The sequence below is a fragment of the Microbacterium sp. SORGH_AS_0421 genome (genome assembly GCF_030818635.1).
Lineage (GTDB): Bacteria > Actinomycetota > Actinomycetes > Actinomycetales > Microbacteriaceae > Microbacterium.
In genome coordinates this window covers 3,048,753-3,065,666 of the sequence record NZ_JAUTAO010000001.1, presented here as the reverse complement: position 1 = coordinate 3,065,666, position 16,914 = coordinate 3,048,753, and the positions used below count along the sequence as shown (strand labels likewise).

Below are 16,914 nucleotides of genomic sequence, written 5' to 3'. Positions count from 1 at the left end.
GGGAGAGTCGGCTGTCACTGTCTCCACGATAGGCTTGATGTCAAATGCTCGAACTCGATTTGACCGCCGACATCCAGGCGCTGCGCTCGACCTTCGCCGATATCCAGGCCGTGGTCGACGTCGACGCACTCAAAGCCGACATCGATCGCCTGAGCGAAGAGGCCGGTGCTCCCGACCTCTGGGACGACGTCGAGAACGCTCAGAAGGTCACCAGCCGTCTCAGCCACCGCCAGGCGGAGCTCAAGCGCGTCTCGGAGATCGAGCAGCGGCTCGACGACCTCGAGGTGCTGGTGGGTCTCGCCATCGAGATGGACGACGAGGAGTCCGCCGACGAGGCTCGTCGCGAACTCGCCTCGCTGAAAGACGTGATCGGCCAGCTCGAGGTGCAGACGCTTCTCGACGGCGAGTACGACCCGCGTTCGGCGGTCGTCACGATCCGCTCGGGTGCCGGCGGCGACGACGCCACCGACTTCGCCGAGATGCTGCTGCGCATGTACCTGCGTTGGGCCGAGCGTCACAAGTACCCCGTCAAGGTCATGGACACCTCTTACGCCGAAGGCGCCGGCATCAAGTCGGCCACCTTCGAGGTCGACGTGCCCTACGCCTACGGCACGCTGTCGGTCGAGGCCGGCACGCACCGTCTCGCGCGCATCAGCCCCTTCGGCGGCGCCGACAAGCGCCAGACGAGCTTCGCCGCGGTCGAGGTCATCCCCGTGATGGAAGAAGCCGTCGAGGTCGAAGTCCCCGAGGGCGACATCCGCGTCGACGTCTTCCGCTCCTCGGGCCCGGGTGGTCAGTCGGTCAACACCACCGACTCCGCCGTGCGCATCACGCACCTTCCCACGGGCCTGGTCGTCTCGATGCAGAACGAGAAGTCGCAGATCCAGAACCGCGCGGCCGCCATGCGCGTGCTGCAGACCCGCCTGCTGCTGCTCAAGCGCGAAGAAGAGGCCGCGAAGAAGAAGGAGCTCGCCGGCACGATCACCGCGAGCTGGGGCGATCAGATGCGCTCCTACTTCCTCTACGGTCAGCAGCTCGTGAAAGACCTGCGCACCGGCTACGAGGTCGGAAACCCCGCGGTCGTCTTCGACGGCGACCTCGACGGTCTGATCGCGGCCGGCATCCGCTGGCGCAAGCGCAAGGACGACGACTGAGCCTTCCCCGCGGGGGAGAGAGCCCTATGGATGCCGCTGACCCGGCATCCACAGGGCTCTCTCGGTTTCGCGACACGGCGCGTCCTCTCGGCCTGATTGGGACCCGCGCTTAGGCTCATCGAGCCATGATCCGGTTCGAGAACGTCACCAAGCGGTATCGCGGCACCGCGAAGCCCGCCCTGAACGCCGTCGACTTCGAAGTGCAGCGGGGGGAGTTCGTCTTCCTCGTCGGCGCTTCGGGCTCCGGCAAGTCGTCGTGCCTGCAGCTCATCCTGCGCGCCGAGACCCCCAGCGACGGCCGTGTCGTCGTGCTCGGTCGCGACCTGCGCACGCTGTCGAACCGCAAGGTTCCCTACTTCCGCCGTCACATCGGTTCGGTGTTCCAGGACTTCCGCCTGCTGCCGAACAAGACGGTGCACCAGAACGTCGCCTTCACGCTGCAGGTGACCGGCGCCTCGCGCGGGTTCATCCAGCAGGCCGTGCCCGAGGTGCTGGCGCTCGTCGGCCTCGACGGCAAAGAGAAGCGTCTTCCGCACGAGCTGTCGGGTGGAGAACAGCAGCGCGTGGCGATCGCGCGCGCACTCGTCAACCGCCCGCAGGTACTGCTCGCCGACGAGCCGACCGGAAACCTCGACCCCGGCACGTCGATCGACATCATGCGCCTGCTCGCGCGCATCAACGCCGGTGGCACGACCGTCGTCATGGCCACCCACGAGGCCGGCTTCGTCGACCAGATGCAGCGTCGCGTGATCGAGCTGCGCGGCGGTGAGATGGTGCGTGACGAACGTCACGGCGGCTACGGCGACACATCGAGCCTTCCGCGACTCGCGCCCGAGGTCGAGCGCGGTGCGGCGGCTGTGGCCGCTCTCACCGCCGTTCTCGAGGTGCAGCGCGAGGTCACCGGGCTCACGGGTCCGGTCGAGCCGTTGACGAAGCCGGCTGTCGCGGAGCCTGCTCCCGCGGCATCCGAGGCTCCCGCCCAGAACTCCGAGCCCGAGGCTCCCGTCGCCGCCGAGCCCCGTGAGCCTGGCACCAACACACGCTCCATCCCGGTCACCCGCCCCGACGTCGACGCTCTCGGTCTTGCCGACCGGCTCGGACTGGGCGAGAAGAAAGACCGCAACGACGAAGTGGGACCCACGTCATGAGGTTCGGGCTCATCCTCTCGGAGGCCTTCACCGGTCTTCGTCGCAACGCGTCGATGGTGATCTCGGTCATCCTCGTCACCTTCGTGTCGCTGACCTTCGTCGGGGCCGCGATGCTCATGCAGATGCAGATCGGCAAGATGCAGTCGTACTGGGCCGACCGCGCCCAGGTGGCGGTGTTCATGTGCGCGGCTTCATCGAACGCTCCGACCTGCGTGGCCGGTGAGCCGGCGACCCAGGACCAGATCGACGCCGTCAAGGCGACGCTCGACGGTCAGGCGCTCGCACCGCTGATCCGCGACTACACGTTCCAGACCAGCGACCAGGTCTTCGAGAACGCGAAGCAGCAGTTGCCCGAAGACATCGCGGGCGTCGTGACGGCGGATCAGTTCAACGCGACCTTCAGCATCAACCTGGTCGACCAGAGCCAGTCCGACGTCATCGCCGAGGCTTTCAGCGGGCAGAACGGTGTCGAAGCGGTCACCGACCAGCTGCAGTACCTCGAACCCCTTTTCCAAGCCCTCACCGTCGCGACCTACGTCGCGGTGGGGATCGCCGGGCTCATGCTGATCGCGGCTGTGCTGCTGATCGCCACGACCATCCGGCTCTCGGCGTTCGCGAGACGCAAGGAGCTCGGGATCATGCGTCTGGTGGGTGCGTCCAACCGTTTCATCCAGACGCCGTTCATCGTCGAGGGCGTGCTGGCCGCCCTCATCGGTTCGGCGCTCGCGAGCGTGGCGGTGTGGGCGATCGTCGGCGTCGGGGTGAATCAGTACCTCAGAGACCGGATCGGCTTCATCACCTCGTGGGTGGACTTCGGCGACGTGGCGATCGTGATCCCGCTTCTGGTCGTGATCGGCATCGTGCTCGCGGCTCTGAGTGCCAGCTTCGCCATCCGCCGCTGGCTGCGCGCCTAGCAGCTCGCGGTATCGCGCTCGGCCGGCATCCGGTGTGGGTAAACTGTAAGGCTCTGTGTGCCCACGATCATGAGGAGGTGGCACCATGCCTCGTGAGCAGGGTGAGAAGCTCATCGCGTCGAACAAGAAGGCGCGTCACGACTACGCCATCGAGAAGACGTACGAAGCCGGATTGGTGCTAACAGGCACCGAGGTGAAGTCGCTACGGCAAGGACGCGCGAACCTCACCGACGGCTACGCCTACATCGACGGCGGCCAGGCCTTCCTCGATGCCGTCCACATCCCCGAGTACTCGCAGGGCCACTGGACGAACCACTCGGCCAAGCGCACGCGCAAGCTGCTGCTGCACAAGGAAGAGATCATCAAGCTCTCGCACGCGGTGTCGGCGGGCGGATACACGCTCGTTCCGCTGCGGCTGTACTTCCTCGACGGGCGCGCGAAAGTCGAGATCGCGGTCGCCAAGGGCAAGCGCGAGTTCGAGAAGCGTCAGACGATCCGCGAGCGCGAGGACAAGCGCGAGGCCGAGCGCGCGATGCGCACGAAGAACCGCCTGGGCGACTGACCTCTTCGCCTGCGGGGCGCGTCACTCGGCGTGGAAGCGCCCCTCGACCACCGAGGTGACGACGATCTCGGGCGGCTGCAGGCTGAACGACGGTCCGGTGGCGGACGCGGCCATCAGGCGCGCGCCCATCGGAGCCGGAGTCTCGGGGTGGGCGGCGAGCAAGCCGGCATCCGCGATCTCGACGGCGGAGACGGATGCCAGCCCGAGAGCGTCCGCATACGCCGTCGCGCGCTCCACGGCGACGTGCACGGCGTCGGCGGCGACCTCTCGCTCGACCCGGGCGCGGGTGGTGGGGGACAGGCGCCACTCCACGGCGGTGACCTGCACGTCGTCGGATTCGGCGACATCGCCCAGCCACCACGACAGGGCTCCCGCGTCGGTGAAGGTGGCGGACAGCTCCACCGCGGCGTGATGGACGAGGGGGAGCTGCGCGCCTTCGTTGTTCCAGGGGCGGTCGGACCAGACGGACACACGGGCGCTCGACCACTCGGACACCTCGCCGGAGCGGAGGTGGGCGACCAGCCCGTCTTGCACGCTCGCGGCGCGCTCTTGAGCCCGCTCGACGACCGGACCGCGCGCGGGGCCATCGGTCGAGACGGTCACCCGGACGGCGGCCTCTTCGGCGCGGACGCGGGCGTTGCTCTCGCCCCGGACGGTGATGACGACCTCACTCATGCGGTGAGCCTACGGGACGGGGGTGGGATCCCGTCGAGCGGGAATCACCCGGGCCCGGGATCCGCTATAGACTGTGATGCTCGGGTGCTTCGGTTCCCGAGGTGGCAATTCAACAGAGTGACAACGGCCGCTCCATCACGGAGTTCCCGGGGCTGATCGGTTTCGACAGCGCCTGCGAACCCGCGAGAAGCGGGCCGAGGATGTGGGGTTATCTCGTAAACGCTCCCTGCAAAACAATAAGTGCCAATGCTAAGCGCACTGACTTCGCCCTCGCTGCGTAAGCGAGCCCGATAGTCCGTCAGACCGTGTGTGACCCCGCCACGGAATCTGGCGTCATTTAGGGGTCTTGCTGTGTGACGGCGTCTGGACGTCACGCGGGACTTTTCCCAGGCTGGGCTTGTCGACTTAGGTGTCTGTGACAAAGGTCGGAGCCGAGCAGAACGTCTGCACAGACTGCGCCCGGAGAAAACGCGGAGACCCAGCGTTGGACGGGGGTTCGATTCCCCCCAGCTCCACGAGCCGTTGTCACGAAGAGGTTGTCACGAAGAGAAAGCCCCCGCTCCCGCCCGTTTCGGTGGGAGCGGGGGCTTTCTCGCGTTCGCTCAGCCCGCGGTGCGGGTGTGGATGTCGCTCTCGCCCGAAACGCCGTTGAGTTCGAGGTAGATGCGCCCCTCGGTGCGGGTGAGGGTGGCGGTGTTGCGGCGTTCGATGGCGTCGGCGAGCTTCTCGACGAAGCCGGGCTCGAAGCTGTGCAGCAGCACCTCGTCGGCGCGGTGGATGCGCTTGCCGGCCCAGGGCGCTGCGACCTTGTCGGGGTCGCGGTGCGTGTAGACGGCGACCCTCTCGGCCTTCATGCTGCCGGTGTGCAGGCGGGCGGCATCCGGAGCCCCGACCTCGACCCAGGCGACGAGCGCACCGGTGAGATCGCGGACCATCACGGCGGGCTCGTCGGTGGCGGCGACACCCTCGCTGAAGCCGATGCCCTCCTCGTACTCGAGGCAGTACGCCAGCACGCGCGTCAGCATGTACGGAGCGGTCTCGGACGGATGCCGGGCGACGCGCAACGGCAGTTCGTCGTACACGCCGCGGTCGACGTCGGAAAGTTGCACCGTGAAGGTGTGAATGGTCGAGCCGATAGCCACGAGGATCGAGCCTACGTTGTCGCGTCCGTCCTGTCGGGCAGGAGGGAACCCGTGGTCCTCGTGAACCGGCTAGCGTCGGGGCATGCCCGACCCGCGTAGCTCCCGCATCGACATCGGTTCGTTCCGCCTCGAGCCCTTGCCGGATTTGGCGCGCTGGCGGGCCGTGGCACGTGAAGACGGCGGTCCGGTAGAAGGCGGGTGGAGCGATTGGGTCGCTCTGGCCCACCGGGTGCTGCGAGCCGACGAGCTGTGGCGGGAGCGCGAAGCGCGCGGAGACGCGTGGGACGAGGGATTCGCGGCAGGACAGGATGCCGCGGCGGTGAACCCGTACCGATGAGTCGGCGCGGGCGCACCCCTTACTGCGGCGTCTCGACGAGGAGCAGGCTCTGGCGGGTGTCGGCGAACTTCACCCAGCCGTCACCGAAGAGGTAGGTCAAGCCGTAGCCGTCCGCACCGCGACCGCCGAGCCAGTCGGGATTCTCGGTGACGTAGTCTCCGGTGGCGTCGCGCTCGAGCTTCCAGCCCGAGGCGACGAGGTCTTTCTCGGCCTGTTGCGCGGTCGCGTCGTCGATGGGGGCCCAGCCGAAGATCTGCACGCGGTCCGAGGCGACCTTCGCGTCGCCCCACTTGCACTGGATGCCCTCGTCGAGCGCGGTGGCCCCGATGCGGAACGGCTCCTCTTGATACGTCCAGCCCAGACTCTTGAAGTCGTCTGCGGTGGACTTCGGGATGATGTTCTCGCACGTCGGATCGATCGGAGCCGTCGTCGGAGTCGCGTTGGCGGCGGAATCGGGAGCGGGTACCTCGGTCGCCGTGGCGCTGGCGGCGACGCTCGGCGCGGCGTCGGGCGTCGAGGTGCAGCCGGAGAGGGCGAGCGCCGCGAGCAGGCCGGCGGTGATCAGCAGGGGCTTGTGTGGGCGCATCAGCGGGGGCCGTCCTCGTGGAGCAGGGCGAAGAAGTCGTCGTGCAGAACGCCGTTCGTCGCGAGCGAGGATCCCGCGTTGAGACGGTCGGTGCCGTCGAAAGCGGTGAAGCGACCTCCGGCCTCGCGGACGATCGGGGCGATCGCGGCGATGTCGTACTCTTTCACGCCGAACTCGGCGACGAGCTCAAGGCGACCCTCGGCGAGCCACATGTAGGGGAGGGCGTCGCCGTACGCGCGGTCGCGCCACACGGCCCTCGCGAGCTTCTCGAGGGTGGGGACGAGGTCGACGTCGTCCCACTGCTCGATGCTCTGGAAGCTGATGCTGGATGCCGAGACCTCATCGATCGCGGACACGGAGATGCGGCGGGTGTGGCCGTCGGCGGTGGCAGTCCAGGCGCCGTGTCCGACGGCGGCCCACCAGCGTCGGCCGATAGCGGGCTGGCTGACCACGCCGACCAGGGGGACGCCGTCCACCGTCAGCGCGATGAGAGTCGCCCACACGGGGATCCCCCGCATGTAGTTGTGCGTGCCGTCAATGGGGTCGATGACCCAGCGTCGGGAGGTGTCACCCGAGGTGCCGTACTCCTCACCGAGGACGGAGTCGCCGGGGCGCTCGGCATCCAGGATCTGACGGATGGCCCGCTCGGTGGCGAGGTCGGCCTCGGTGACGTGCGTGCGGTCGGGCTTCGTATCGATCCGCAGGTCAGCCGAGTCGAAGCGTTCCATCGTCACCGCATCGGCGGCATCGGCCAGACGAAGGGCGAGCGCGAGATCGTCGGTCAGGTCCGCGAGGGGCGCGGCGGGCTCTTCGATGGAGGACACGGCTCAAGGATAACGGGCGCTCCTGGCTCGATTTGGTGTGCTCGAGTCACGCCTGGTAATGTCATTCCTCGGCGCGGAGAGCGAAACTTCGGCCGAAAAGAACGCACCTCTAGCTCAATCGGCAGAGCAACTGACTCTTAATCAGTGGGTTCTGGGTTCAAGTCCCAGGGGGTGCACAAGTTACCGCCCCGCACCAGGCATCACTGGTGCGGGGCGGTTCGTCGTTCTGCGGATGCAAGATCACTTCAGAAGCGAGCGGTCGAATCGAGTCGGCCAAGCAAGCGCTGCACCCCTGATGATGACTACCCAGCCCAGGAAGAACGCGGCCAACCCTCCGACGAGCGTGAGCGCGGGCCAGAAGAAGTCATAGGCCGGTATCGGCTTCGGAGCGGCTTCGGTGAAGATGGGCACGTAGCTGAACCATGCCCCGAACACCTGGACACTCATGCCGATCATCTGAGACCCCTTAATCACGGTGAGCACCGTGCCCCCCACGAGAAGGGCTGCCCCGCCGATCAGGAGGCCGGTGATAGCCAAGCCGCGCTGCCCAGCCTTCATGTGCCCCCCAAAGGAATCGCGTGCGGCGATTCTGGCACGCGCCGCATGCGTGATCGCGTACGCGACGTGCGAAGAACCGTGAAGACAGTGTGGGGCCTTCGCGCCTCAGTTCTCGGCGAGGGTCTCATTCGCCTTGGCACGCGCCCATGCGTCAGGCGGCGCGTTGCTCCGTCAGTTCCGCGATGAGCGCGATCTCGTGCGGCTGCCATCCGTACTCGTAGGGCAGATACGCCGTGAGCACCTGCATCGGTGACGAGAGGGTTGTAGAGATGCCGTGGCGCGCGTTCCGGGCGTCGGGATCTCGATCGCGGACGGCGGTCTGAAGTTCGGACACGAGTTCTCGGGCGCGCAGGATCCCGTAGGCGTCGACCACGAGACGCCAGTCCGCGATGGTCAGGGTCGTCCATGCTCGTGAGGCGGCGGTGGTCTCTCGGGCGACGGGCAGGAAAAGCAGGAGAATCGCGGCGGCGACGCATGCGTTGGCGAGGAGTGCCGCAGCCAAGGTGCTCACACCGAACGGCGCCGCGCCGAAGGCGGCGTCAGGTCCGCTCGTCAGATACGCCAGTGCCCGCGTCGCGCAGTGGAGTGCGTAGAAGGCTGTCGCGACGGCGATGACGATCCGAGGCGGCCGGGGTAAGACCGTGTTGCTCAGCGCCAGTGTCGCGCAGGCAACGCCGGTGAGAGTCAGCGTGCACAGCAGCACGATGCGGGCTACGCCCGGTGGAAGCAACACCGAACTCGTGGCGACCGTCAGCCCCGCGACGAGTGTTGCGCCCGCTGCGGAGCGTGCGAGACGCTGCCGCGCCATGGTCATTGCGACGCACATGAGGCCGATGGACAGAACGAACGCGGTGTCGGCGGGGAAGGTGGCGGAGACGACGTTCACATCGCGGTCTCCGATGAGACGCATGACGGCCGACCCGACGGACAGCGCCGCGGCCGCGGCGGCGATTCTCAACGCCGCGGCGCGGGGATCCAGGGGGCGGGGTCGGGCGAAGGCGTACGCAGCGACGACGACGGCGACAGCGACAGAGACGACGACGACGCCCACCGACAGCAGCAGCATGGTTCCCCGTGACCCCCCGGCTCGGAACGCTACTGCGGGATTCTGTGCCGTTCAAATCAAGCACTGCTCGCCCGCGCAATCCTCCTGTACGGGGTTCCGGGGCCCGGCAGGATGGAGCGATGCGCTGCACGCGGCGCACGACGAACCCGGGAGGTTTCGATGGCCGACGACGAGATGTGGGATGTCACCGACATCCAGGGCACCCCGACGGGGACGTTGCACCGACGCGGCGATGGTCCCGTGCCGGCGGGGTCGTTCCACATCGTGGCATCCGTGTGCCTGGTGTCGTCGAGTGGGCGGGTCTTGATGAGCCTGCGGGCAGCGGGTAAGGACTACCCGTTGGCGTGGGAGTTCCCCGCCGGCAGCGCGTTGCGCGGAGAGACCAGCCGTGAGGGCGCGGTGCGCGAGCTCGCCGAGGAGACCGGGATGGTGCGGGCTCCCGACGATCTCGTGCTCGTCGGACGCATCGTGGAAGAGAGCGCCCTGTTCGACCTGTGGGTGGCTCGCATCGAGGGCGAGCCGGTGCCCGTGCCCGACCCGGAGGAGGTTCAGGATGCCGAGTGGGTCACCCTCGACGTCGTGCACCAGCGGTGGCAGGACGGTGTCTTCGCGACACCCTGGAACGCCCGGTTCGATCAGCTGTGGGAGACGCTGGGTCAACGGGTCGCAGAGATCCACGGCAACGCCGACGGCGTCTAGAACGGCATCGGGCCAACCTCTTCCCAGGACGCCCACGAAGCATCCCCTCCGCGGCGATTCGCCGGACGGAGGGGATGTTCGTGTGCGCGACGAGTGGTCTCCGCACTGGCTGGGCGTGGCGCCTACGGCGCCTGTACCAGGAGGTTCGGCGAGGTGAGGGCGTTGCTGATCCGGCCCGAGACGGCGTCGCCCAGGATCGTGGAGGTCACCTCTGCGGGAGACGCCCCCGGCGACTGCTGAAGCACGAGCGCGGCGACGCCCGCGACGTGCGGTGACGCCATGGAGGTGCCGGAGATGGTGTTCGTCGTGCCGTTCAGCCAGGTCGAGGTGATGTCGACACCCGGAGCGAACAGATCGACGCAGCTGCCGAAGTTCGAGAACGACGCCCGGGCGTCGGTGCGTGAGCTGGCGGCGACCGTCAGCGCCGACGCGGCGGACGCCGGAGATGAGGTGCACGCGGGCAGGGAGTCGTTGCCGGCGGCGACGGCGACCGTGATGCCCTTGTCGGTCATGCGCTGGATGGCCTCGTTGGTCGCCGAGCTGTATACGCCCCCGAGGCTCATGTTCGCCACCGCTGGTCCTGCGGCGTTGCTCGCGACCCAGTCCATGCCGGCGATGACGCCCGACGTCGACCCCGATCCGTCGCACCCGAGGACGCGGACTGCGACGAGGCCGACGTCGGTCGCGACGCCCCAGGTCTCGCTGCCGACGGTACCGGCGACGTGCGTGCCGTGGCCGTTGCAGTCGTCGGTGCCGCGCCCGTCGGAGATCGCGGTGTAGCCCGGAGTCACTCGACCGGTGAACTCCGGATCGGTCGGCACTATGCCGGTGTCGATGATGTAGGCGGTCACCCCTGCGCCGGTGCCGTTCGGGGTGTAGGAGTTGTCGAGAGGCAGATCGGGCTGGTCGATCCGATCGAGGCCCCACGTGACCAATGTCGTCATCTCGGAGTCGCGCTCCACGCTATCGACGAGCGGGCTCTGCGAGAGCAGCTCGGCTTGGGTCGTGCTCAGCGTGGCGACGAATCCGCCGAGGGTGTCGAACGTCCGCGTCACTGCTCCGGCGGGAAGGAGCCCGCCCAGCCGCTGTGAGATCCGGTCGACGGCGGTGCCGCCCTCGAGCATGACGATGTAGTCGTCTTCTGATTCGGGTGCGGCCACCGCTGCCGGGGCGAGGCACAGAGCGGTCAGCGCTCCGGCGACGGTGACGACGGCGGAGGCGATGGTCCGACGCGTTCGGGGAGGGGTCGTCGATGACATGGGGATCCTCTCTCGCCCGACGAGGCGGGCAGGCTCGGCGTCGACCGGGGGAGCGACGCTGACTCCGGGGGAAGTCATGCACCGAAGGTACGGCCCTGAGTGACCGATCGGAGAGGATCTGGGGGAGATTTAACGTTTCCGAAACGGGACAACGTCTTCGTTAAACGTCGCCCCGAGGGGACGGGCGAGCAGCCGACGTCCGCGCACGGTCGGCGTCCGTCGACCGGGATGCACGGAGGGGCCGTACCTTGCGGCCGGCCCCTCCGTGTCGGGTTTTGCTGCTCGACGTCAGGCTGCGTCTCCGATGAGAACGGCGGCGCCCTCGTCAGCGGCATCCGGGTGCGATCCATCGACGTGTGCGAGAAGACGCCGTCCGAAGAAGATGCACGCGGCCGAGATCACGACCGACACCGCGGCCATGACGTAGGGCACTCCGGCGCCGTAGGCGTGCCACAGCAGCGCAGCGAGCGGCGGGGCGACCGCGCCACCCAGGAAGCGCACCGCGGAGTACGCCGACGACGCCACCGATCGCGGCAGGTCGGTCGCTTCCATCACGGCTTCGGTGAGCGCGGTGTTGACGACACCGAGCACCAGACCGCCCACGATGATGCAGACGACCAGCGCCACGGCCGACGACACGATGAACGCCGCGACGAGGAGGTCGAGGGCGAGCAGAGGCAGCGCGATCAGCAGCACCGTCGTCAGGCGCAAGCGACGCAGCAGCAGGGGAGCGACCCACACACTCGTGATCGCAAGTCCCAGGCCCCAGCCGAAGAAGGTCAGGCCGATGCCCATCGCCCCGAAGCCGAGAGGGAAGGGCGAGAACGCCAGCAGCGTGAAGAATCCGATGTTGTAGAACAGCGCGGTCGCGGCGAGGATCGCCAGCGCCGGACGGCCCAGGGCTCGGAAGGGCGCGCTGAAGGGGAGGGGTTTGCGCTCGGGGGCGGGGCCCCGAAGCAGTGCGAGCACCGCGAGGAACGCGATCGCCATCAGCACCACGACGCCGAAGAACGGCCCGCGCCAGCTGACCTCGCCCAGGATGCCGCCGAGCAGCGGCCCCACGGCGATACCGAGACCCAGAGCGGCTTCGTAGAGGATGATCGCGGCCGAGCTCCCACCGGAGGCGGCGCCCACGATGGTTGCCAGCGCCGTCGAGATGAACAGGGCATTGCCCAGGCCCCAGCCGGCGCGGAAGCCGATGACGGCGTCGACGCTGCCGCTGATGGCGCAGAAGAAGGCGAAGACGACGATCAGGCCGAGACCGACCAGCAGCGTCGCCTTTGCTCCGATGCGGCTCGAGATCCAGCTCGTGACGAGCATCGCAAGGCCCGTGACCACGAGGTAGCTGGTGAACAGCAGCTCGGTCTCGACGGGGGATGCCTTCAGCGACTCGGCGATCGCGGGAAGGATCGGGTCCACCAGCCCGATGCCCATGAAGGCCACGACGCACGCGAAGGCGACGGCCCACACCTGCGCGGGCTGTTTCCAGACGCTGGGCGCTTTGCTGACTACTGCGGTACCGGCAGTCACCGGACCACCTCCTGTTCTTCTGCGTCACCCGCGAGGGCTCCGCGATCATCGGTCGTATCGGCGTCGTCTTCGTCGTCGGGGGTTTCGTGGTGTCCTGTCCCGGTCGGCGTCATTCCCACGCGCAGCGAAAGGGCAGAGGCGGCGAGACTCACGGCATCCCACTCGCTCTGCGAGAGGTCGGCGACGTGGGGTGCGAGGGCGGTGCGGAACTGCTCGTACCAGCCGGCCAGCGCTGCGATCCCCTTCGCGGTCGCGGCGATGACACTCACGCGGGAGTCATCGGGGTGGCGGCGTCGCTCCACGAGCCCGGCCGCGTCCATCTGGTGGACGAGCCGGGTCATGCCGGGTTGCGTCACACGGCTCAACGTGGCGAGGTCACCCAGGCGCTGAGGGCCGTGATCGCGCAACAGGGTGAGCGTGCGCCACTGGGCGGCGGGAGCTTCGTTCTTCGTGTCCAGAGCGGCGATCCGGGTGAGCGCATGTACGGCGAGCAGGAGGGTCTGCAGGTCATCGTCACGGGTCACACGAAGAAGTATACCCCCGATATATACCTGGGGTATCTATCTCGAGGGTCAGCGAGACGAGATCCGTGACGACAGCTCGTGGGCGTGCGCGAGCAGGATCCTCCCCAGCTCCGCGAGGCGCTCGCCGCCGAATCGGAACTCCACGCCCGTCAGGCTCAGCGCCCATTGCGGATCTCCCGCCCGTGTGAAGACGGCTGCCCCGACACCCCAGCTGCCCTCGACGATCAGTCCCGGGTTCACCGCGTATCCGCGAGCCTGCGTATCGCCGATCCGGGCACGCAGTCGCGCGGGGGAGTGCGATGCTCCCCATCGTCGTGCGAGCTCCGGATGCCGCTCGAGATACGCGTCGACCTCGTGCGCAGGCAGGAACGCCAGGATCGCCAACCCCGCCGAGGCCACCCCGAGGGGGAATCGCACCCCCTCCGACAAGACGAACGAGCGGATCGGGAAACTTCCGTCCTCGCGCACCAGGCACACCGTCTCGTCCCCGCGCCGCACCGAGAGGAATGCGCTCTCCTCGGTGCGCACGGCGAGGGATCGCACGATGTCGCGAGCGGTCGCGGTGATGTCGAAACGGGATGCCGCGACACTGCCCATCAGATACAGCTCCGGCCCCGGCAGCCATCGACCCGTCGTCTCGTCGCGGTCGACGAGCCCCTCCACCCGGAGCGCGCTCAACAGTCGGTGCGTGGTCGGTCGGGTCAGGTCGGCGTCGCGCGCGAGATCGCCCACCCACGCGCCGCCGTCGCCGGAAGCCGTCACGAGTCGGAGGAGCCGGGCAGCCCGAGAGATCGCCTGAGCGCCGGGTACGGAACCGGGTGCGGTGTCCACGATGTGGACGCTACGCCCCGCGGCATCCACATGACAAGCGCGGGGTCGCGGACGCCGCGGGCGGGGCGGCACGGTGGAGTTGCACCACGACAGAGGAGTTCGCGTGATCGACAAGACCTTCGCCACCGCCGCCGAAGCGGTCGCCGACATCCCCGACGGCGCGTCGCTCGCCGTCGGCGGCTTCGGCCTTTCCGGCAACCCCATCGCCCTCATCGAGGCGGTGCTCGCCCGGGGGACCCGCGATCTCTCGGTGGTGTCGAACAACTGCGGCGTCGACGACTGGGGGCTCGGAATCCTGCTGGGTGCCGGACGCATCCGCAAGATGACCTCGTCGTACGTCGGCGAGAACAAGGAGTTCGAGCGCCGGTTCCTCTCCGGCGAGCTCGAGCTCGAGCTCACCCCGCAGGGCACCCTCGCCGAGAAGCTCCGCGCGGGCGGTGCGGGTATCGCGGCGTTCTTCACGCAGACCGGTGTCGGCACGCAGGTCGCCGAAGGCGGGCTCCCGCGACGCTACGACGGGTCCGGCGGTGTCGCGGTGGCCTCGCCGGCAAAGGACGTCCGCACGTTCGTGGTGGACGGCGAGCCGCGCGAGTTCGTGCTGGAAGAAGCGATCACCACCGACTTCTCGCTCGTGCACGCCTGGAAGGGCGACCGCCACGGCAACCTCGTGTTCCGCAGGGCCGCGCGCAGCTTCAACCCGCTCGCCGCGATGGCGGGGCGCACCTGCATCGTGCAGGTCGAGCACCTCGTCGAGCCCGGAGAGATCGATCCGGATGCCGTGCACCTGCCCGGCGTGTTCGTGCACCGCATCGTCGAGGTCGGCGAGATCGAGAAGCGCATCGAGAAGCGCACCGTGCGAGAGGAAACCCGCTGATGCCCCTGTCCCGCACCGAGATGGCCGCTCGCGCCGCGCTCGAACTCGTCGACGGCTCTTACGTCAACCTCGGCATCGGCCTGCCCACTCTCGTGCCGAACCACGTCCCCGATGGCGTGACCGTCGTGCTGCAGTCCGAGAACGGCATCCTCGGCGTCGGCCCGTATCCCACCGAGGAGAACGTGGATGCCGACCTCATCAACGCCGGCAAAGAAACGGTCACCACCCTCGCCGGCGCCGCCTTCTTCGACTCGGCGCTGAGCTTCGCCATGATCCGCAGCGGCAAGATCGACGCCGCCATCCTCGGGGCGATGCAGGTGTCGGCATCCGGAGATCTGGCGAACTGGATGATCCCCGGCAAGATGGTCAAGGGCCCGGGAGGGGCGATGGACCTGGTCCACGGCGCCGCGCGCGTGATCGTGCTGATGGAGCACGTGGCCCGGGACGGCTCTCCCAAGATCGTCGACTCGTGCTCCCTGCCGCTCACCGGCCGCGGCGTCGTCGATCGCGTCATCACCGACCTTGCCGTCATCGACGTGACCGAGGATGGACTCGTGCTCGTCGAGCTCGCTCCCGGGGTGAGCGTCGACGAGGTGCGGGCCGCCACCGAGCCTGCCTTGATCGTCCGACTCACCGAGGAGCAGAACGCATGACCGCTCAGAACGACGTCGTCATCGTCGCCGCCGCCCGCACCCCCCAGGGACGCCTGAAGGGTCAACTCGCGCCGCTGACCGCCGTGCAGTTGGGCGCCGCCGCCATCCGGGGAGCGCTCGAGCGCGGCGGCATCCCGGCCGACACGGTCGACGCCGTGCTCGTCGGGCAGGTGCTGCAGGCCGGGACCGGCCAGAATGCCGCGCGCCAGGCCGCGGTCGCCGCGGGCATCGGGTGGGACGTGCACAGCGCCACGATCAACAAGGTCTGCCTCTCGGGACTCACGGCGGTCATCGACGCCGCCCGCATGCTGCGCCTCGGCGACGGCCACGGTCGTGGTCGCCGCGGGCATGGAGTCCATGACCCGCGCCCCGCACCTGCTGATGGACTCGCGAGAGGGCTACGCGTACGGCTCGGTCGAGGTGCTCGACCACCTCGCGTACGACGGCCTGACCGACGCGTACGACCGCGAGAGCATGGGCGCCTCGACCGAGCGCGCGAACGCCCGGTACGAGGTCACCCGACAGCAACAGGATGCCGTGGCCGCCCGCTCCCACCAGCGCGCCGCCGCAGCGCAAGCGGCCGGCGTGTTCGACGCCGAGATCGTGCCGGTCGAGATCCCGCAGCGAAAGGGCGACCCGGTCGTCGTCACCGCCGACGAGGGGATTCGTGCCGACACGACGGTCGAGACGCTCTCGCGGCTGCGCCCCGCCTTCGCCGAGGGCGGGTCGATCACCGCGGGCAACGCCTCGCAGATCTCCGACGGGGCCTCCGCCGTGGTGATGACCACGCGCGAGGTCGCCGGGGAGCACGGCTGGGATGTCCTGGCCGTCGTCGGGGCGGCCGGTCAGGTCGCCGGCCCCGACAACTCCCTGCACGACCAGCCGGCCCGCGCGATCGCCCGGGCGCTCGAGAAGCAGGGGTTTGCGGCATCCGACCTCGATCTCGTCGAGATCAACGAAGCCTTCGGCGCGGTCGTCGCCCGTTCGCAGGCCGAGCTCGGGATCCCCGACGACGTCGTCAACCCGCACGGGGGCGGCATCGCGATCGGGCACCCGATCGGCGCCTCCGGCAACCGTCTCGTGGTGCACGCCGTGCACGAGCTCGTTCGGCGGGGGAGCGGCACGGCCGCGGTCGCGCTGTGCGGCGGCGGCGGTCAGGGCGACGCGCTGATCCTGACGCGCTGACCCCAGCCCGCAGATACGGCGAACGGATGCCGCGACCCCGAGGGCACGGCATCCGTTCGGCTTTTGCTCCGGGTCAGCGCGCGAGGCGCTTCTTGAACAGCTTCTCTTGCTTCTTGGAGACGGGGGAGTCGCCCGCGATCACGCGGCCGCGGCGCGCGCGACGCGTGTCGACGACCGCGCCGATGGCGAGAGCCAGCGTGATGCCCCAGCTGAGCCAGGCCAGCGCCGTGCGCCAGGTGAACGGTTCGTCGTTCTTGAGACCCCGCAAGAGGGTGACGCCGCCGGTGATGGCGCTGAGAAGACCGGTTCCGAAGATGTACTGCCGCATGCGCCCAACCTACCGAGCGGGGCGCCTCGGCGGCGGACCTTGACAGCAGCGGGCCGATTCCCGGA

General features: G+C 68.7%; 19 protein-coding genes, 1 tRNA gene, 1 other RNA gene and 1 pseudogene. 11 read left to right on the top strand and 11 right to left on the bottom strand.

Going from position 1 to position 16,914, the window contains the following annotated elements:
• The first annotated feature begins 44 nt into the window (after positions 1–44).
• The 4 genes from prfB to smpB all read left to right on the top strand — a co-directional run bounded on the left by prfB (position 45) and on the right by smpB (position 3,778).
• Positions 45–1,154, top strand: a complete 1,110-nt coding sequence (gene prfB, locus QE416_RS14700) for a peptide chain release factor 2 (RefSeq protein WP_210074509.1) — start codon at positions 45–47, stop codon at positions 1,152–1,154.
• A 125-nt stretch (positions 1,155–1,279) separates the two neighbouring features.
• Positions 1,280–2,302: a cell division ATP-binding protein FtsE gene (gene ftsE / locus QE416_RS14695; protein ID WP_210074511.1), complete on the top strand. Its 1,023-nt coding sequence runs from the start codon at positions 1,280–1,282 to the stop codon at positions 2,300–2,302.
• Positions 2,299–3,216 carry a permease-like cell division protein FtsX gene (gene ftsX / locus QE416_RS14690; RefSeq protein WP_210074513.1) on the top strand — a complete coding sequence of 306 codons (918 nt, stop codon included), beginning with the start codon at positions 2,299–2,301 and terminating at the stop codon, positions 3,214–3,216. The genes ftsE and ftsX overlap by 4 nt, the downstream gene beginning before the upstream one ends.
• An 85-nt stretch (positions 3,217–3,301) precedes the next feature.
• On the top strand, positions 3,302–3,778 hold the full coding sequence (smpB, locus tag QE416_RS14685; RefSeq protein WP_094734236.1) for an SsrA-binding protein SmpB: 477 nt from the start codon (positions 3,302–3,304) through the stop codon (positions 3,776–3,778).
• A 21-nt stretch (positions 3,779–3,799) separates the two neighbouring features.
• Here smpB and QE416_RS14680 read toward each other — a convergent pair whose 3' ends face one another.
• Positions 3,800–4,453: an SIMPL domain-containing protein gene (locus tag QE416_RS14680; protein ID WP_307317262.1), complete on the bottom strand. Its 654-nt coding sequence runs from the start codon at positions 4,451–4,453 to the stop codon at positions 3,800–3,802.
• 148 nt (positions 4,454–4,601) lie between these two features.
• On the opposite strand from QE416_RS14680, the gene ssrA reads away from it, so the two are divergent.
• Positions 4,602–4,971: a transfer-messenger RNA gene (ssrA, locus tag QE416_RS14675) on the top strand.
• 84 nt (positions 4,972–5,055) lie between these two features.
• Here the strand turns inward: ssrA and QE416_RS14670 are convergent.
• Entirely contained in the window at positions 5,056–5,595 is a 540-nt protein-coding gene (locus QE416_RS14670) for a YaeQ family protein (protein WP_307317260.1), read from the bottom strand.
• 82 nt (positions 5,596–5,677) lie between these two features.
• Here QE416_RS14670 and QE416_RS14665 point away from each other — a divergent pair, with 82 nt between their 5' ends.
• The gene (locus tag QE416_RS14665; protein ID WP_307317257.1) at positions 5,678–5,932 is read left to right on the top strand and encodes a hypothetical protein; all 255 of its coding nucleotides are present in this window, start codon (positions 5,678–5,680) and stop codon (positions 5,930–5,932) included.
• Between the two features lie 19 nt (positions 5,933–5,951).
• Here QE416_RS14665 and QE416_RS14660 read toward each other — a convergent pair whose 3' ends face one another.
• Positions 5,952–6,518: a hypothetical protein gene (locus QE416_RS14660; RefSeq protein ID WP_307317255.1), complete on the bottom strand. Its 567-nt coding sequence runs from the start codon at positions 6,516–6,518 to the stop codon at positions 5,952–5,954.
• On the bottom strand, positions 6,518–7,342 hold the full coding sequence (locus QE416_RS14655; protein WP_307317253.1) for an inositol monophosphatase family protein: 825 nt from the start codon (positions 7,340–7,342) through the stop codon (positions 6,518–6,520). The genes QE416_RS14660 and QE416_RS14655 overlap by 1 nt, the downstream gene beginning before the upstream one ends.
• Before the next feature lie 103 nt (positions 7,343–7,445).
• Here QE416_RS14655 and QE416_RS14650 point away from each other — a divergent pair.
• Positions 7,446–7,518, top strand: a tRNA-Lys gene (locus QE416_RS14650).
• 64 nt (positions 7,519–7,582) lie between these two features.
• Here QE416_RS14650 and QE416_RS14645 read toward each other — a convergent pair.
• Both QE416_RS14645 and QE416_RS14640 read right to left on the bottom strand, forming a co-directional pair.
• Positions 7,583–7,900: a hypothetical protein gene (locus QE416_RS14645; RefSeq protein ID WP_307317250.1), complete on the bottom strand. Its 318-nt coding sequence runs from the start codon at positions 7,898–7,900 to the stop codon at positions 7,583–7,585.
• A 151-nt stretch (positions 7,901–8,051) separates the two neighbouring features.
• The gene (locus tag QE416_RS14640) at positions 8,052–8,966 is read right to left on the bottom strand and encodes a hypothetical protein (RefSeq protein WP_307317247.1); all 915 of its coding nucleotides are present in this window, start codon (positions 8,964–8,966) and stop codon (positions 8,052–8,054) included.
• Between the two features lie 159 nt (positions 8,967–9,125).
• Between QE416_RS14640 and QE416_RS14635 the strand changes: the two genes are divergently transcribed.
• Positions 9,126–9,665, top strand: coding sequence for an NUDIX domain-containing protein (locus tag QE416_RS14635; protein WP_307317244.1), 540 nt, complete (start codon positions 9,126–9,128; stop codon positions 9,663–9,665).
• Positions 9,666–9,787: 122 nt separating this feature from the next.
• On the opposite strand, the gene QE416_RS14630 is transcribed toward QE416_RS14635, so the two are convergent.
• The 4 genes from QE416_RS14630 to QE416_RS14615 all read right to left on the bottom strand — a co-directional run bounded on the left by QE416_RS14630 (position 9,788) and on the right by QE416_RS14615 (position 13,809).
• Positions 9,788–10,924 (bottom strand): S8 family peptidase, encoded by a 1,137-nt coding sequence (locus QE416_RS14630; protein WP_307317242.1) that lies wholly within the window; start codon positions 10,922–10,924, stop codon positions 9,788–9,790.
• 288 nt (positions 10,925–11,212) lie between these two features.
• Positions 11,213–12,454, bottom strand: coding sequence for an MFS transporter (locus QE416_RS14625; RefSeq protein ID WP_210074533.1), 1,242 nt, complete (start codon positions 12,452–12,454; stop codon positions 11,213–11,215).
• Positions 12,451–12,978: a MarR family winged helix-turn-helix transcriptional regulator gene (locus QE416_RS14620; RefSeq protein ID WP_307317240.1), complete on the bottom strand. Its 528-nt coding sequence runs from the start codon at positions 12,976–12,978 to the stop codon at positions 12,451–12,453. The genes QE416_RS14625 and QE416_RS14620 overlap by 4 nt, the downstream gene beginning before the upstream one ends.
• 48 nt (positions 12,979–13,026) lie before the next feature.
• Positions 13,027–13,809, bottom strand: coding sequence for an IclR family transcriptional regulator (locus tag QE416_RS14615; RefSeq protein ID WP_210074537.1), 783 nt, complete (start codon positions 13,807–13,809; stop codon positions 13,027–13,029).
• A 103-nt stretch (positions 13,810–13,912) separates the two neighbouring features.
• Here QE416_RS14615 and QE416_RS14610 point away from each other — a divergent pair, with 103 nt between their 5' ends.
• From QE416_RS14610 to QE416_RS14600, 3 genes and pseudogenes are all read left to right on the top strand, one after another.
• Complete coding sequence (locus QE416_RS14610) at positions 13,913–14,683, top strand: CoA transferase subunit A (RefSeq protein ID WP_307317238.1); 771 nt, start codon at positions 13,913–13,915, stop codon at positions 14,681–14,683.
• Positions 14,683–15,336: a 3-oxoacid CoA-transferase subunit B gene (locus tag QE416_RS14605; RefSeq protein ID WP_307317237.1), complete on the top strand. Its 654-nt coding sequence runs from the start codon at positions 14,683–14,685 to the stop codon at positions 15,334–15,336. Before QE416_RS14610 ends, QE416_RS14605 begins: the two co-directional genes overlap by 1 nt.
• Positions 15,333–16,521 (top strand): annotated as a pseudogene (locus QE416_RS14600) (acetyl-CoA C-acetyltransferase). The gene QE416_RS14605 and the pseudogene QE416_RS14600 overlap by 4 nt, the downstream one beginning before the upstream one ends.
• A 73-nt stretch (positions 16,522–16,594) precedes the next feature.
• Here QE416_RS14600 and QE416_RS14595 read toward each other — a convergent pair.
• Positions 16,595–16,849: a hypothetical protein gene (locus QE416_RS14595; RefSeq protein WP_210074544.1), complete on the bottom strand. Its 255-nt coding sequence runs from the start codon at positions 16,847–16,849 to the stop codon at positions 16,595–16,597.
• Between the last annotated feature and the right edge of the window lie 65 nt (positions 16,850–16,914).